This window comes from Mesorhizobium sp. M7A.F.Ca.MR.148.00.0.0, assembly GCF_003997735.1.
Taxonomy (GTDB): domain Bacteria; phylum Pseudomonadota; class Alphaproteobacteria; order Rhizobiales; family Rhizobiaceae; genus Mesorhizobium.
The window spans coordinates 1-270 of the sequence record NZ_RZTB01000564.1 but is presented as its reverse complement, the minus strand read 5'-3'; the positions used below and the strand labels follow the sequence as shown (position 1 = coordinate 270).

At 60.0% G+C, this 270-nt stretch carries 1 pseudogene; it reads right to left on the bottom strand.

Annotation, left to right across the window (positions count from 1 at the left end):
• A pseudogene (locus EOB49_RS35325) lies at nucleotides 1-270 on the bottom strand (sugar ABC transporter substrate-binding protein); the annotation flags it as partial.

The window sequence follows — 270 nt, the reverse complement described above, 5'->3', positions numbered from 1 at the left end:
AGAGCGCCGAAACGTCGAACTGCGCGCGCGGCAGCATCTCCAGCTTGCCGTCGATCGTCGCCGACTTGATGGTCGACGGAACGAAGGCGTCGATCTCTTCCTTTGGCAGCAATTTGCTGAGGTCGGTGTAAAGGCCCGTATATTGCGGCGCGAAGGACGAGTGGTTCCAGCCGACGCACCAGTTGGTGCTGCCGGAGGCGATGTCGGACTTGAGTTCCTTGTCGATGTCGAAGCCGTTCTTCTTGGTCAGGATGTTGACCTTGGCGCCGG